General features: G+C 69.1%; 12 protein-coding genes. 8 read left to right on the forward strand and 4 right to left on the reverse strand.

Features of this window, described 5'->3' with window-relative positions:
* Positions 1-39: 39 nt before the first annotated feature.
* On the reverse strand, positions 40-408 hold the full coding sequence (locus ACO073_RS22360) for a hypothetical protein (RefSeq protein ID WP_422000421.1): 369 nt from the start codon (positions 406-408) through the stop codon (positions 40-42).
* A gap of 275 nt (positions 409-683) precedes the next feature.
* Between ACO073_RS22360 and ACO073_RS22365 the strand changes: the two genes are divergently transcribed.
* The 5 genes from ACO073_RS22365 to ACO073_RS22385 all read left to right on the forward strand — a co-directional run bounded on the left by ACO073_RS22365 (position 684) and on the right by ACO073_RS22385 (position 6,572).
* Positions 684-1,763, forward strand: coding sequence for an isopenicillin N synthase family dioxygenase (locus ACO073_RS22365; protein ID WP_422000423.1), 1,080 nt, complete (start codon positions 684-686; stop codon positions 1,761-1,763).
* A gap of 163 nt (positions 1,764-1,926) precedes the next feature.
* Complete coding sequence (locus ACO073_RS22370) at positions 1,927-3,498, forward strand: ABC transporter substrate-binding protein (protein WP_422000424.1); 1,572 nt, start codon at positions 1,927-1,929, stop codon at positions 3,496-3,498.
* A gap of 85 nt (positions 3,499-3,583) precedes the next feature.
* On the forward strand, positions 3,584-4,837 hold the full coding sequence (locus ACO073_RS22375) for an MFS transporter (RefSeq protein WP_422000425.1): 1,254 nt from the start codon (positions 3,584-3,586) through the stop codon (positions 4,835-4,837).
* Positions 4,837-5,706 (forward strand): amidohydrolase family protein, encoded by an 870-nt coding sequence (locus tag ACO073_RS22380; protein ID WP_422000426.1) that lies wholly within the window; start codon positions 4,837-4,839, stop codon positions 5,704-5,706. The genes ACO073_RS22375 and ACO073_RS22380 overlap by 1 nt, the downstream gene beginning before the upstream one ends.
* An 80-nt stretch (positions 5,707-5,786) precedes the next feature.
* Positions 5,787-6,572, forward strand: coding sequence for a hypothetical protein (locus ACO073_RS22385; protein WP_422000427.1), 786 nt, complete (start codon positions 5,787-5,789; stop codon positions 6,570-6,572).
* Positions 6,573-6,736: 164 nt separating this feature from the next.
* Here ACO073_RS22385 and ACO073_RS22390 read toward each other — a convergent pair whose 3' ends face one another.
* Positions 6,737-7,828, reverse strand: a complete 1,092-nt coding sequence (locus ACO073_RS22390) for a rhodanese-like domain-containing protein (RefSeq protein WP_422000429.1) — start codon at positions 7,826-7,828, stop codon at positions 6,737-6,739.
* An 89-nt stretch (positions 7,829-7,917) separates the two neighbouring features.
* Between ACO073_RS22390 and ACO073_RS22395 the strand changes: the two genes are divergently transcribed.
* Positions 7,918-9,948 carry a mechanosensitive ion channel family protein gene (locus ACO073_RS22395; protein ID WP_422000431.1) on the forward strand — a complete coding sequence of 677 codons (2,031 nt, stop codon included), beginning with the start codon at positions 7,918-7,920 and terminating at the stop codon, positions 9,946-9,948.
* A 156-nt stretch (positions 9,949-10,104) separates the two neighbouring features.
* Here the strand turns inward: ACO073_RS22395 and ACO073_RS22400 are convergent, their stop codons facing one another.
* Together ACO073_RS22400 and ACO073_RS22405 are read right to left on the reverse strand one after the other, a co-directional pair.
* Complete coding sequence (locus ACO073_RS22400) at positions 10,105-11,061, reverse strand: aldo/keto reductase (RefSeq protein WP_422000432.1); 957 nt, start codon at positions 11,059-11,061, stop codon at positions 10,105-10,107.
* Between the two features lie 17 nt (positions 11,062-11,078).
* Positions 11,079-13,136 (reverse strand): mechanosensitive ion channel family protein, encoded by a 2,058-nt coding sequence (locus ACO073_RS22405; RefSeq protein ID WP_422000434.1) that lies wholly within the window; start codon positions 13,134-13,136, stop codon positions 11,079-11,081.
* A 96-nt stretch (positions 13,137-13,232) separates the two neighbouring features.
* Between ACO073_RS22405 and ACO073_RS22410 the strand changes: the two genes are divergently transcribed.
* Positions 13,233-14,879, forward strand: a complete 1,647-nt coding sequence (locus ACO073_RS22410; RefSeq protein WP_422000435.1) for a 3-(methylthio)propionyl-CoA ligase — start codon at positions 13,233-13,235, stop codon at positions 14,877-14,879.
* A 3-nt stretch (positions 14,880-14,882) separates the two neighbouring features.
* Positions 14,883-15,068, forward strand: coding sequence for a hypothetical protein (locus tag ACO073_RS22415; RefSeq protein WP_422000437.1), 186 nt, complete (start codon positions 14,883-14,885; stop codon positions 15,066-15,068).
* The last annotated feature ends 18 nt before the right edge of the window (positions 15,069-15,086 follow it).

Consider the following 15,086-nt stretch of genomic DNA (forward strand, 5'->3'; position numbering starts at 1 on the left):
CGCGCCGACCGGGATCGGGCGGCGCGGAACGTCAGGAGGTCAGGCTCTCGGCGGCGGAGACGTTGTGCCGGGTGGCAGGGAGAGGAGAGCGGAGGCGCGCCACGCGGGAACCGGAGCGCGCAGCGGTTCACCGTCCTGGACGGCGACCACGACGGGCAGCGAGGACGCGCCACACAGCGAACAGACGTCGGCGACGCTGTCGACGGCACCGGCTCCGTCCATGTCCGTCGGCTGCTCGACGGCCAGGGCCGTCACCCCCGTCGGGGCTTGCGCCGGGGTGCCCGACAACCGGTAGCCGCAGGCGTGGAACGCGAGGACGAAGCTCACGACGATCGCGCACAGCAGGGCTGCAGCGCGGCGTGGCTCCAGACTTCCGGTACGCGACCCAACGTTCGACATCGGCTGCATTCAGGACTGCAGCGGTTCCATCGTCAACGCCGACCTTACGCGGCGTTGTCGCATGTTACCTTGTACGGCTTTCAGTCCCTCGGGCCGTTCGCGGCCCGGCTGTTCCGGGCGCCACGGCCCAGCTGACCGCGCATCGCCTGCGGGCGGTCGTCCCTCCTGGCGGGAAGCCTCGGCCAAATCGCATCGTGGGCATGCGGCTTTGACACGCGAACCGTGGCCGTGGCTCGCTTATTGCTGTTTCGTACGCGTTACCGAGTAAAGGAGCGACCCCCGCGATGCAGCCGCAGACGATTGCCGTATCCCCCGTCGCCCCGCCCGTCATGGTCGGCGGAGAGATCCCGCTGATCGACGTCACGGACTTCCTCGCCGGCCGTCCGGGCGCGGCCGAGGTCGCCGCCGCGCAGCTGCGCTTCGCCTTCGAGAATGTCGGCTTCTACTATCTCGCCGGCCACGGCATCCCGCAGTCCCTGATCGACACCGCCTATGCCGAGGCCGCGCGCTTCCACGCCCTGCCGGTCGAGACGAAGCTCGCCGTCAAGGTCGACGAGCACACGATCGGCTACATGCCGATCCCCGCCAAGGCGCCGCCCAACGCCGCCGCGCAGGGCAAGAAGCCCAGCCAGAACGAGGCCTATTTCCTGCGCCGCGAAAAGGCGCCGGATCACCCCGACGTCGTGAGCAACCGCCGCTTCCACGTCATGAACAAGTGGCCCGACGAGGCGGCCATCCCGGGCTTCCGGGCCAACGTGCTCGGCTACATGGGCGCGATGGAGGCGCTCTGCCGCAAGCTGGTGCGGCTCTACGCGCTGGCCCTCGACCTGCCGGCGAACCATTTCGACGAGAGCTTCGCCGAGCCGCACATGATCCTGCGCATGTCGCGCTATCCCGCCATCGACGCCGCGGACGAGGCCGTGAACAGCCTCGTGCCGCACACCGATTCGGGCTTCATGACGCTCTTGCCGCCGAACAAGGTGCAGGGGCTGGAAATCCAGCTTCCCGACGGCCGCTGGCTGGCCGCGCCCGGAGTAGAGGGCGCCTTCGTGGTGAACGGCGGCGACATCCTGCACCGCTGGACCAACGAGCACTTCCTGTCGACGCCGCATCGCGTCCGGAACCTGTCGGGCGGGCTGCGCTACGCCGTGCCCTTCTTCTGCGATCCCAATCACGACACGGTCATCGACTGCCTGCCGACCTGCCGCTCCGAGGCGGAGCCGGCCAAGTATCCGCCGATCAAGATGGGCGACTATGCGCTGTGGTTCGCCGCCCAGCGCTACGAGCACATGGCCAAGGTGAAGACGCCGACCGAGGCCGAAGTCGCCCCCGGCGCCCGCGCCACCTCGCGCTGGCAAAGCTGACCGCCGAGAGGCGTCGCCCGTCGGCCTCTCGCACGCTCTTCTCATGCTCCTCTCCCCCTTGGGGGAGAGGCTGGGTGAGGGGGCGAGTTCAGGAACATTTTCCGTTTCCCCCTCACCTAACCTCTCCCCCGAAGGGGGAGAGGAATAAGAGGAGTCTTCAGTCGTGAAGCGTTTGCTGTTGTCGGCGGCCCTTGCCGCCCTTTCTCTCGCCCTGCCCGCGGCCGCCCAGGAACCCAGGACCGTCCGCGCGGTCATGCATTCCGACCTCAAGGTGCTGGATCCGATCTGGACCACCGCCAATATCGTGCGCAACCACGGCTACATGGTGTGGGACACGCTGTTCGCCATGGACGCGAACATGCAGGCCCAGCCGCAGATGGTGGACCGGTGGACGCTGAGCGACGACCGGCTCACCTATACCCTCACCCTGCGCGACGGGCTCAAGTTCCACGACGGCCAGCCCGTCACCAGCGCCGACTGCATCGCCTCGCTCAAGCGCTGGGGCGCCCGCGATTCGACGGGGCTGAAGCTCATGAGCTTCGTGGCCGCCATGGAGCCGGTCGACGACAAGACCTTCAAGATCGTTCTCAAGGAGCCCTATGGCCTGGTGATCGATTCGCTGGCCAAGCCCGGCGGCTCGACGCCGCTCATGATGCCCAGGCGCATCGCCGAGACCGATCCCAGCAAGCAGATCTCCGAGTTCGTCGGCTCCGGACCCTTCATCTTCAAGAAGGACGAGTGGAAGCCCGGCGAGCGCACCGTCTACGTGCGCAATCCCGACTACAAGCCGCGGGCCGAGCCCGCCTCCGGGCTGGCCGGCGGCAAGGTGGTCAAGGTCGATCGCGTCGAATGGCTGGCGATCCCCGACCACCAGACCGCGGTCAACGCGCTGCTGGCCGGCGAGATCGACTATATCGAGGCGCCGCCGCACGACCTCAAGAGCCTGCTCGAGGCCGACAAGAACATCCGCCTCGAGGTCTACAACAAGATCGGCGCGCAGTACGTGTTCCGCTGGAACACCGTGGTGCCGCCGTTCAACGACGAGCGCGTGCGGCACGCCGCCATGTACGCGCTGAACCAGAAGGCCTTCCTCGAAGGCGTGATCGGCGACGACCGCTACTACCGGACCTGCGACGCCATGTTCGTCTGCGGCACGCCGCTCGAGAACGGCGCCGGCATGGACGGGCTGGTCCAGTCCAACTTCGCCAGGTCGAAGGAGCTGCTCAAGGAGGCGGGCTACGACGGCACGCCGCTCGTCCTGCTGCACACGACCGACATCGCGGTGCTGACCAACGCCGGGCCGATCGCCAAGACGCTGCTCGAGCAGGGCGGCTTCAAGGTCCAGATGGTGCCGCTCGACTTCCAGGCCATCGTGGCGCGACGCCTGCGCAAGACGCCGGCCCAGGACGGCGGCTGGAACGGCTTCATGACGGCCTGGCTGTCGGTCGACATGATGAACCCGCTGACCAACAGCATGGTCAACGCCTCGTGCGAGAAGGCGAACTTCGGCTGGCCGTGCGACGCCGAGGTCGAGCGCCTGCGCGACGCCTATGCCCGCGCGCCCGACCTGCCGGCGCGGCAGAAGATCGCCGCCGAGCTGCAGGCCCGCGCGCTGCAGTACGGCACCCACATCCATCTCGGCCAGTACACGCTGCCCACCGCGACCCGCGCCGACCGGCTCGCGGGCGTGGTCACCAGCCCCATCCCGGTGTTCTGGAACATCGAGAAGAAGTAGCCGTCCTCCGGGCGCCCGGAATACCGCCCCCCAAGTCCCTCACCTCCCCTTTGCGGAAACCGCAAAGGGGAGGATTATCCGGGCAATGCAACAGGACAGCAGGGTCCGGCTGATCGCCGCCGGCACGATCGGCAACGTGCTGGAATGGTACGACTTCGCCGTCTACGGCTTCTTCGCCATTCCCATCGGCCAGACGTTCTTCTCCAGGAGCGATCCGGTGGCCCAGGTGCTGGCGGCCTTCGCCGTGTTCGCCGTCGGCTATGTCATGCGGCCCCTGGGCGGCATGCTGACCGGCGTGATCGCCGACCGCTACGGCCGCCGGGTCGCGCTCAGCTTCTCGATCACCGCCATGGCGGTGCCGACCTTCCTGGTCGGGCTGCTGCCGGGCTACGCCACGCTGGGCATCGCCGCCGCCGGACTGCTGGTCCTGCTGCGCATGATCCAGGGGCTCTCGGTCGGCGGCGAGTACACGACGTCCTTCACCTTCCTGATCGAGAGCGCCCTGCCCCATCGGCGCGGACTGACCAGCGCCATCGCCTGCTGCAGCGCCGTCGCCGGCATGCTGCTGGGATCCGGCGTCGGCACCCTCATGGCGAGCCTGCTCACGCCGGAGGCGCTGGCCGACTGGGGCTGGCGGGTGCCGTTCCTGCTCGGCCTGCTGGTCGGCGTCGTGGGCTACCTGCTGCGGCGCCACGTCCAGGACGCCCGGCCGCCGGAGCCGGCGCGCTCGCCGCTCGCCGACACGTTCCGCCATCACAAGACCCTGCTGGTGCGCCTTGCCTTTCTCGCCGCCTTCCCCGCCGTCAGCTTCTACCTGATGTTCCTCTACGTCGTGAGCTGGCTGCAGCTGGTCGACGGCATCGCGCCGGCGCGCGCGCTGGGCATCAACACGCTCGCCATGGCGGCGCTCATTCCCGTGATGCTGGCCGCGGGCTGGCTGAGCGACCGGGTCGGGCGCACGCCGCCGCTGATGGCGGCCACGATCGTGGGCATCGCGGGCGCCGTGCCGTTCCTGTGGCTGATGCATCACGACAATGACGGGCTCATCCTGCTCGGCCAGTTCGGCTACGTCCTGGTCGCCGGCGTCGCGATCGCCATCGCGCCGTCGCTGATGGTGGAGGCGACCCCGGCGGCCGTCCGCTGCACGGCGATCGCCATCGGCTACAACCTGGCCTACGGGGTGATGGGCGGCCTGGCGCCGGTCGCGGCGGCCTGGCTCGTCAGCCGCACCGGCCAGGACCTGACCCCCGCCTACATGGTGGTCGCCGTCGCCGCCCTCTCCCTGGCCGCGGTCATGACCTTCCGCGGGATCCCGGCATACCGCGGCGAGCTCGCGTGATGCGCCGCCGCACCTTCGCCGCCGGCGCACTGGCGCTGGCCACGACCGGTGCGGGAGCCGGCGCCGCCGAGCCGCCGTGGATCGACGCCCATGCCGAGGTCTTCGTGCGCGGTCTCGCGAGCGGCGCCTTCGCCCGCCATGCGCCGTCCTACGACGCCTCGTGGGAGACGCTGCTGGGGCTCGCGGCCGACAACGGCGTCGGCCGGGCGGTGATCCACCAGCCCTGGTTCCTGGGCTACGACAACGACTACCTGTTCAAGGCGCTGCGCGCCGAGCCCGGCCGGCTGCGCGGCGTGCCCTGGATCTCGCCCTCGCTGCCGGTGACGGACGACGACTGGGAGACGTTGCAGGCGATCGGCGTGCGCGGCCTGCGCTTCCCCATCTGGCGCCTGCCGACGCCCGACTGGCCGTACTACGAGGCGATGCTGGCGGAAGCGCAGAAGCGCGACTGGCCGATCCATCTCTATGTCGAGTCCGGCCGCCTGCCGTCGATCCTGCCGCGGCTGCTCGACCAGGGACACAGGGTCGTCCTCCCGCACTTCGGCATGCTCGACCGCAAGCTCGGCCCGTTGCGCGATCCCGGCTTCGAGCTCCTGCTGGAGAAGGCGGCCACCCGCCGCGTCTGGGTGGTGCTGAGCGGCGCCTATCGCGTCGGCACCGAGCGCGCCCAGCCGGCCGCGCCGCTGCTGCTGTCCGCCTTCGGCGCCGACCGCCTGATGTGGGGCAGCGACTGGCCGCACGCCGACAACAATCTCGACCGGGTGAAGACCTACCGCGAGACCCTGCGCTGGCTGGAGCAGTGGGTGCCCGACGAGGCGACGCGCCGCACGATCCTGATCGACACGCCCGCGAAGCTCTACGGATTCTGAAGCAAGCAGGATCGTCGCAATCAACTTGCCGTTGAGCGACGGGACGTTACGCTACCGTCTCGACAATCGAGGCGGGGCAGATGGCACGAGCTCAGACCGGTGCGGCATGGAAATGGCTGCTTGCCGCGGCCGCGGTGATCTATGTCCTTCTCATCGCCGTGCCGGTCGCGATCTATCTGAGCCTCGACGCCCTCCAGGTCATGGACGCGAATGGCAAGGGATCGGTGACGATCCGCCAGCGAGACTTCTGGGAGATCGTCTACTTCGTCACGAACGCCTTCCTGGTCATCGTCGCCACGGTCGCCCTGATCTTTGCCTTTCGGCAATCGATCGCGGCGCATCGCCAGAGCGACGCAGCCAACCGGCAGAACGAAGCAGCCAACCAGCAGAACGAGATCGTGGCCCGCAACGCGCAGGCGCAGGTCTACCTGGACATGGAGGCGAAGTTCGCTTCCGCCGACATGCTGACGTCTCGCAAGAAATTCTATCTGCTCCGTCGGGAACTGGTCCCGACCGACGAAAAGCCCCTCGGCGTCCTGGCCCACGCAAGGCTTCAGCAGCTGCTCGACGACGGGGCCACGTGTCCAAGCAAGCTGCAGGAGTACACGGACTTTCTGAGGCTCCTGACCTTCACCGAGAGCCTGGGCCTGATGGCCCGGCGCAACTATGTCCTGCTGGACGACATCTACTATCTTCTCGAAGGCGTGCTGCAGGACTTCGGCAAGTTCTTCCTGGTCCATATCCGTGAGCGGCAGCGCAGCGAAGGAGCCAAGGGCCATCCATCGCCCGAGCGCTTCTTCGAGCACACGATCTGGCTCATTCACCGGATGGAGGGATACGAACCCGCCGAAAAGTTGCCGAAATGACCTCCCTGCGAGAGGTCTCATCTTCCTAGATGATCGGCCAGCCCTGGTAAGACATTGAATTGCCTACGGTAAATCGCGGTAAGTGCCCAGGAATATAGGCATTCGGGCCACTCGCCGCAACCGCTCCCGGGATCGATGCGGCAGCGGGACCAGGGTCCACCCGATCAGGCCGCGCCGCCCTCGACGCCGCGGCCCTCGGCGCGCCAGCGCAGCATGCCGCCGGGCAGGTTGGCGACGTCGGCGAAGCCCGCCTTCTGCAGGATCGCGGTGGCATGGGCCGAGCGGCTGCCCGCCCGGCAGACCGCGACGATCGGCCTGTCGGCCGGCAGCTCCTTGGCCCGCGCCGCAAGCTCGCCCAGCGGCAGCAGGGTAGCGCCGCGGATATGGCCGAGGGGTCCGGCGAACTCGCCCGGTTCGCGCACGTCGAGGACCCGCACCTTGCCGAGATTCTCCTCCAGCCAGTGCGGCTCGACCTCCCACACGCCGCCGAAGGTGAAGCGCAATGGCGCCCAGGACGGGTCGGGTGGTGCCGCGGTCTCGTGGCCCGCCTGCTCGTTCCCCGGCTGGCCGCAGCGCAGGTTGGCCGGCACCGCCTCGTCGATCTTCTTCGGATGCGGCAGGTCGAGGTTCTTCATGTAGCCGACATAGTCGCTCTCGCCGATCTCGCCGCCCAGCCGCGGGTTGAAGCGCTTCTCCTCGGCCACGCTGGTCGCGGTCAGGCCGCGATAGTCGTGCGCCGGGTAGAGCAGGCAGGTCTCGGGCAGCGAGAAGATGCGCGAGCGCACCGACCGGTACAGCGAGCGCGGATCGCCCTGCTGGAAGTCGGTGCGGCCCGATCCGCGGATCATCAGGCAATCGCCGGTGAAGGCCATGCTCTCGTCGTCGAGCACGTAAGTGAGGCAGCCGTCGGTGTGGCCCGGCGTCGCGCGCACCTCGAGCGACCGCCGTCCGAAATCGACGCGATCGCCGTCGGCCAGCAGGCGGTCCGCGCCGGCGGCACCCGACGCGGCCGACAGCGCGATGCGGCTGCCGAGCTTCTGCTTGAGCAGCCAGGCGCCGGTCACGTGGTCGGCATGGACGTGGGTGTCGAGGGTCCAGAGCAGCCTGAGGCCGAGTTCGCCGATCAGGGCGGCGTCGCGGCGCACCTGCTCGAACACGGGATCGATCAGCACCGCTTCGCCCGACACCGAGCACCCCAGGAGATAGGTGTAGGTCGAGGAGGTCGGGTCGAAGAGCTGGCGGAAGACGAGCATCATGGAACTATACCACGAAGCAAGCCTTCACTCGCCTTGCAGAAACCCTCGTCCCGGGGGCATTGTCGGTCCGTCGTTTGACGAGGAACCCGATGTCCAGCCCCCATCGTCTCGCGTCCCTGACGCTGCCGTTCGCCCTGCTCGCCGCCCTGCCGGCTTTCGCCCAGACGCCGGCCGATCCGGGCGGGGCCGGCACCTCCTCGGTCCTGGCCAAGCGCCTCGAGCATGCGCGCCAGCATTTCGAGGAGATCGTGCAGGCGATCCCGGGCCTCCCCGGCGACTTCGGCAAGGTCGGCCACTCCCTCGGCGAGGCTGCCGGCAGCGACGGGATCCTGCGCATCCTGCTGGGGGCCGTGCTGTGCCTGGCCGTCGGCTTCGCCGTGGAATGGGGCTTCCGCCGCGCGACCCAGGGGCCGCGCACGCGGCGCAGCGCCATCCCGATCCGCCAGCTCTCCGACCGCCTGACGCGCGTCGGCATGGACGCCCTGCTCGACATCGGGGCCATCCTGGCCTTCGCCGTCGGCGCCCTGGTGACCCTCGCCGCCCTGAGCTGGTCGCCGCCGATCCACGAGGCCGGACTGGCCCTGCTGACCGCGCTGGTCGGCACGCGGCTGGCGGACGTCGTGCTGTGCATCCTGCTGCGCCCGCGTCCCGGCCTCGACCGCGAGCTGGCGGCCTTCGACCTCGATGTCGGACGCGCCCGTTTCTGGAGGAGCCGCCTGCTGGCCTTCGTCGCCTGGTTCGCGTTCGGCTGGGCCGTCATCGCGGCGACCCGGGTGCTCGGCATGCCGCGCGGCGGCCTGCTGATCTTCGCCTATCTCCTGGGCACCGGGCTGGTCGCCATCGCCATCGCCATGATCTGGTCTCCCAAGGCCCCGACTCCGGCGGACGATGCGCGTCCCGACGCCGTCAAGGCCGGCAATGCCGGCCGCTGGCTGGCGACCCTGGGCGCCGTCGTGTTCTGGCTCGTGTGGGCCGCCGGCGCCATGCACGTCTTCTGGTTCCTGACGGTGGCGGTCGGCCTGCCGCTGGCCATCGCCGCGGCCCGGCGCGCCTCGCGCCACCTGCTCCGGCCGGTCAGCGGACCCGACGGAACGATGGGGCCGCAGTCGGTGCTGGCCGTGTTCGTCGAGCAGGGCCTGCGCGCCGCGCTGATCGTCGGCGCCATCGGCATCCTGCTGTGGGGCTGGGGCCTCGACGTGACGTCGCTGGCGGAGAAGGAGAACACCTTCACGAAGCTGCTGCGCGGCTCGCTGCACGCGCTGATCATCGTCCTGGTGGCCGATCTCGCCTGGAGCCTCCTGAAGGCGCTGGCCGACAATGCGCTGGTCAATGCCCAGCCGGCCGACGGGCTGGCCGCCGAGGAGGCGCGCCGGCGGGCGCGCGTCCGCACGCTGCTGCCGATCGGGCGCAACATCGCCCTGATCGTCCTGGTCGTGATGGCCGCGCTGATGGCGCTCGCCGCGCTGGGCGTCGAGATCGGACCGCTGATCGCCAGCGCGGGCGTGGTCGGCGTCGCGGTCGGCTTCGGCGCCCAGACCGTCGTGCGCGACATGATCAGCGGCATGTTCTACATGCTCGACGACGCCTTCCGGGTCGGCGAGTACATCCAGAGCGGCAGCTACAAAGGCGTCGTCGAGTCCTTCAGCCTGCGCTCGGTCAAGCTGCGCCACCAGCGCGGGCCGTTGTTCACCATCCCCTTCGGCGTGCTGGGCGCGGTGCAGAACATGAGCCGCGACTGGGTCATGGTGAAGGACCAGATCGGCATCACCTACGATTCCGACGTCGACAAGGCCAAGAAGCTCATCAAGCAGATCGGGCTGGAACTGGCCAAGGACCCCGATCTCGGGCCGAACATCCTGCAGCCGCTCAAGATGCAGGGCATCGAGCAGTTCGGCGAATACTCGATCAATATCCGCATGAAGATGATGACCAAGCCCGGCGAGCAGTTCGTCATCCGCCGCAAGGCCAACGCCATGATCAAGAAGGCGTTCGACGAGAACGGCATCCACTTCGCGTTCCCGACCGTGCAGCTCGCGGGCGGCGGCGGGGGCGACCACGAAGCGGCGGTCGCCGTGGCCGCCCGGAAGGTGCTCAAGGCGGAAGCCGCGCCGCCGGCGTAAAGAGGAAAGACCCTCCTCCCCAGCAGCGCTGGGGAGGTGTCCGCGCAGCGGACGGAGGGGTCATGCGCGACGCGACGAAACGCCTCCGACCCTTCCGTCGGCGTATGACGCCGCCACCTCCCCACGCTCACGCGTGGGGAAGAGAACAGTCGGGGGTCAGGCCGGGGCGCTCGCCTTGTCGATGGCGGCGACCGAGTCGGCATCGAGCTTGATCGCCGGTGCGGCGATCAGGTCCTTGAGCTGCTCGAGGCTGGTGGCGCTCACGATCGGCGCGGTGATCGCCTTGCGCTGCAGCAGCCAGGCCAGCGCCACCTGCGTGTCGTTGGCATTGTACTTCTTCGCCGCCGCGTCGAGCGCGTTCAGGACCGCGAAGCCCTTGTCGTTCAGGTACTTCTTCACGCCGGCGCCGCGCGCCGCGCTGCCGACATCGGATTCCGCCCGGTACTTGCCGCTCAGGAACCCGCTGGCCAGCGAATAATAGGGGATGACGCCGATGCCTTCCTTGAGGCACTCGTCCTCGAGCGCGCCCTCGAACAGGCCGCGCTCCATCAGATTGTAGTGCGGCTGGAGGCTCTCGAAGCGCGGCAGCCCCTTCTCCCTGGCGATCTTCGCGGCCTCGGCGAGACGCGGCGCCTCGTAGTTGGAGGCGCCGACGTAGCGAACCTTGCCGGCCTTCACGAGCCTGTCGTAGGTCGTGAGCGTCTCCTCCAGCGGCGTCTCCTTGTCGTCGCGATGCGCCTGGTAGAGGTCGATGCGGTCGGTCTGCAGCCGCTTCAGCGACTCGTCGATCGAGCGCTCGATATGGGCGCGCGACAGGCCCTGGCCGACATTGGGCATGTCCATGCCGCACTTGGTGGCGATCTGCACCTTGTCGCGCTTGGCCGGGTTCTTCTTCAGCCAGGACCCGATCACGGTCTCGGATTCGCCGCCCTTGTTGCCCGGCTTCCAGCGGGAATAGACGTCGGCCGTGTCGATGAACGAGTAGCCGGCATCGACGAAGGCATCGAGCAGCTTGTGCGAGGTGGCCTCGTCGGCCGTCCAGCCGAACACGTTGCCGCCAAAGGCGATCGGGGCGAATTCGAGGTCGGACTTGCCGAGCTTGCGCTTTTCCATGCTGTTCTCCTGTTGGGTCAATCGGCTGCCTTCACCGCCGTCGCGGCGGCCGGCGTGGAATCGTTGGTCGGGGTCGGTGCCGCCCGCGGCGGGACGGTCGGCGGCAGCGCGGCGGCCGGCTGCTGCGGGGCAGCCCCGGCCATCGCCATCGGGAACATCGGCACGGCGAAGCGGATGCCGAGCGCCGGGAAGGTATCGTACATGCGCCGGATCGCCAGGCGCTGGATCTGGCTCGGATTCTTGGGCCGCGCCATCACCTTGAAGCGCACGATGAGCTGGCTGTCCTTGATGTCGACCACGCCCTGCATCTTGAGCGGCTGGATGATGATGGGCTTCAGCGTCGGCTCCTCCATCAGGTCGAGGCCGATCTTCTTCGCCGTCTTGCGCAGCAGCTCGACGTCGGTGCCGGGGGCGAAGGCGAGGTTGAACTTCAGCACCGTCCAGTCGCGGCTGAAGTTGGTGATATGGCCGACCTGGCCGAACGGCACGATGTGGAGCTGGCCGTTCTGGTGGCGCAGCTTCAGCGAGCGCACGCTGAACCCCTCGACCGTGCCCTTGACCTTGCTGCAGTCGACATACTCGCCGATGCGGAAGGAATCCTCGGCCAGGAAGAACACGCCCGAGACGATGTCGCGCACCAGCGACTGGCTGCCGAACGAGACGGCGAGGCCGAACACCGAGGCGCCGGCGATCAGCGGCGTGATGTTGACGCCGAGCTGCGACAGCACCATCAGGCCGCCGATCACGAAGATCGTGATGCCGGCGACCGCCCGCAGCAGCGGCATCAGGGTGCGCAGGCGGGAGGCCGCGACCCGCACCTCGTCCTCGGGCTCGGCCGCGGCGGCGGCCGAGGGCAGCGGATTGGCGGCGATGTAGGAATCCATGCGGAAGCGCAGGAAGCGCCAGAAGGCGTAGATCGCCACCAGCGAGATCGCCGCGACCTTGGCGTCGCGATCATGGACCTGCCATTCCGCGGCGGTCATCGCGCCCAGCACGCGCACCATCAGCGCATCGGCGATGACGATCAGCACGTAGAGGCGCGCGATCAGGCGAAGGCAGTCGGCGACCACGTCGCCGGCCATCGGCAGCTCGGAGACGATGTGCCGGGTGAGCCGGTGCATCAGGGTCTCGAACAGCAGGAGCGCGATCAGCGCGCCCTCGATGGTGGTCATGCCGCGCGCCGCGGTGTGGCGTTCGGCGACGGCGGCATAGACCGCGATGCAGCCCATCGCCGCGTAGAAGGCGAGGCCCGCCATCCACCAGCGGCGGGCGGCATCGAGCTTGAGCTGGCGGCCGATCCTGTGTTCCGGGACCATGGCGGCCAGCCAGGCCGCCATCTCGTCCCGCCAGCGCCAGACGACCCAGATCAGGCCGAGCGCGATCAGCGGCGCATAGAAGATCACGGCGGCGCCGACAGCCTCGTCGCCGAGCCCGGTCCGGGCCAGCGCCGGGGCGATGTTGGCGCCGAGCAGCGGCAGGACGATCACCAGGTTGAGCGCGATCAGCAGGCCGCGGGCCGCCGCATCGTCGACCGGCGCGATCCGGCCCTCCGGATTGGCCGGCCGCAGGAAGGCCCGGAACACCAGGTTGAAGCCGCGCCAGTAGAGCAGCGCCAGGAAGATCTGGTGGCCGAGCTGGCCGGCCATGCCCTGCGGATCGCCGAGCCGACCTACCACCGCCCGCGCGGCGACCGCCAGCGCCACCACCGCCAGCGCGTCGAGCACCAGGGCGAGCGCGAAGGCGCGGAGCGGCGAGTGGCCGACCAGACGGTCGATGACCCGCCGCCGGACATGGCCCAGCAGCAGGCGCGCGACATACTCGGCGAGCAGGCCTGCGACCACGATGCCGGCCAGCAGGAGCGCGGTGCGGCCGCCCACGATCTGCGGCAGCGAAGCCAGATGGGCGCCGAGCTCGGGCAGCTGCTTCAGCGTGAACTCGAAGCGCTCGGCGAACAGGGCGAGCAGCGTCGGGTCGCCCCCCGATGCGGCATAGGGAGTGTCGGCGCCGGCAGCGGCGCCGGCCCAGCCTGCGGCGAAACCGCCGAAGGCCAGGGCGCCGCCAAACCTTGACCGCATCATCGAACTTCCCTCAAAGAACTCCGGGCGAACCTAGGGCAAATGCCTTCGTACCGCCAGACGAGCGACCCGCCAGACGATCAGGGAGACGTCGAAATGTTCGGCCTCATGCAGGACCGCCCGCTGCTGATCCAGCATCTCATCGAGCATGCCGCGCTGAACCACGGCGACACCGAGATCGTGTCGCGGCGGATCGAGGGCGACCTCCACCGCTATACCTATCGGGACGCCCGGCTGCGCGCCAAGAAGGTGGCGGAGGCGCTGCTGGCGCTGGGCATCAAGCCCGGCGACCGCATCGGCACGCTGGCCTGGAACGGCTACCGCCATTTCGAGCTCTACTACGGCATCTCCGGCATGGGGGCGGTGTGCCACACCATCAACCCGCGCCTGTTCCCCGAGCAGATCGCCTACATCGTGAATCACGCCGAGGACCAGATCCTGTTCGTCGACGCGAACCTCCTGCCCGCGGTCGAGAAGCTGCTGCCGCAGTTCCGCACCGTGCGCCATGTCGTCGCCATGACCGATCGCGACCATCTTCCCAAGGACTGCCGGATCCCCAACCTGCTGGTCTACGAGGAGCTGATCGCGGACAGGCCGGGCACCTACGAGTGGCCGGAGTTCGACGAGCGCACCGCCTCGTCGCTCTGCTACACGTCGGGCACGACGGGCAACCCCAAGGGCGTGCTCTACCACCACCGCTCGACCATCCTGCACGCCTACGCCGCCGCCCTGCCCGACACGCTCGGCCTGTCGGCGCGCTCGGTGGTGCTGCCGGTCGTGCCGATGTTCCACGTCAACGCCTGGGGCCTTCCCTACAGCGCCGCCCTGGTCGGCGCCAAGATGGTCTTCCCCGGCGTCGCCCTCGACGGCGCGAGCCTCTACGAGTTGTTCGAGACCGAAGGCGTCACCTTCACCGCCGGCGTGCCGACCGTGTGGCTGGCGCTGCTGCAGCACCTCCAGGCCAACAAGCTCAAGCTCTCGACCCTGAAGTACGCGGTGATCGGCGGCTCGGCCGCCCCGCCGGCGATGATCGAGGCCTTCGACCGCGAGTTCGGCGTCGAGGTCCTGCATGCCTGGGGCATGAGCGAGATGAGCCCGCTGGGCTCGGTCAACCATCCCAAGGGCAAGCACGCCGGCATGCCCAGGGACGAGCTGCTCGCCGTGCGGCTGAAGCAGGGCCGGCCGCCGTTCGGGGTCGAGATGAAGATCGTCGACGACGCCGGCAAGGAGCTGCCGCGCGACGGCAAGGCCTTCGGCGACCTGCTGGTGCGCGGACCGTGGGTGACTTCCGGCTACTTCAAGGGCGAGGGCGGCGAGGTGCTGCGGCCCGACGAGCATGGCGGCAGCGGGTGGTTCCCGACCGGCGACGTCGCGACGCTCGATCCCGACGGCTTCATGCAGATCACCGACCGGTCCAAGGACGTGATCAAGTCGGGCGGCGAATGGATCAGCTCGATCGACCTCGAGAACGCCGCCATGGCCCATCCCGGCGTCGCCGAGGCGGCGGTGATCGGCGTCGCCCATCCCAAGTGGGACGAGCGCCCCCTGCTCATCATCCATCGCAAGCCGGGCGCCGAGGTCGACAAGAAGGAGCTGATCGAGTTCCTCGGCGGCCGGGTCGCCAAGTGGTGGCTGCCCGACGACGTGCAGTTCGTCGACGCCATTCCCCACACCGCGACGGGCAAGATCCTGAAGACCCGCCTGCGCGAGGACTTCCGGGACTACAAGCTGCCGACGGCGTAGGGCATGATGGCGACCCCGCGCGTCGAGGACACCGTGACCCGGCCAGCCGACCAGCCTTCCGCCCCGGACCGCAAGCCCGAACCCGCCCGGCCGGCGGCCGCCGCGAAGCCGCGGCGCGACAAGGGCAGGAAGCCGCTCGGCCGCGAGCTCACCGACGAGGAGCTCGACACGATCGTCGGCGGCCGGTGAGGCCCCGCCTGCGGTCCG

Source organism: Reyranella sp., assembly GCF_965229815.1.
GTDB lineage: Bacteria > Pseudomonadota > Alphaproteobacteria > Reyranellales > Reyranellaceae > Reyranella.